Genomic DNA, 601 nt, shown 5'->3' on the forward strand with positions numbered 1-601 from the left:
TTCGCTGGTGTCGGGACGGCCGCCGCCCGAAAAAACGAGGTCGCGGAAATTGGCGGCGGTCACCTTCGTCAGTTCGAACTCGCCGGTGACGAGTTCGACCCCCGCAGCCTCGGCGCGGCGTATCGCGGCTTCGATCATCGCGTGGATCTCGCGCTTGCGGACCGCCTCGTCGCGCGAGTCCGAGGTGAACTTCACCGGCTGGATCGCGCTGTCGGCGGGACGCCGCAGTCCGACGACGGTCTGTTCGTCCGAAAGATAATCGGCCGAGGCACGTTGCCCCGTGACCACCACTTCGCCCACGATATTGCTGTTGTCTTGCGCTTGTGCCGGCAGCGCGACCGCCAACAGCGCCGCGCCGATTAGATAGACTCGCATCGCCCGTCTCCCTCCCGTTGAAGCGAGGAAGCTAACAGTTTGGCGCCAAAGAAAAAGCCCCGCCAGATCGCTCCGGCGGGGCTTATCTTTTTCAGGCTGTCACCCGAGAGCGAGAATAGGCTTACGCCTCGTCGCCCTTGATCAGGTAATCGCCGGCATCGGCATCGCTGCCATGGGTTTCGCCTTCGACAGCGCCCAGCGGATCGTCACCCAGTGCAGCTTCGGG

At 64.1% G+C, this 601-nt stretch carries 1 pseudogene; it reads right to left on the bottom strand.

The window, feature by feature from the left end:
• A pseudogene (locus tag ACTIFP_RS17665) lies at positions 1 to 375 on the bottom strand (TonB-dependent receptor); the annotation flags it as partial.
• Positions 376 to 601: the final 226 nt, after the last annotated feature.

This window comes from Sphingopyxis sp. (assembly GCF_051861155.1).
In the GTDB taxonomy this organism is placed as follows: domain Bacteria; phylum Pseudomonadota; class Alphaproteobacteria; order Sphingomonadales; family Sphingomonadaceae; genus Sphingopyxis.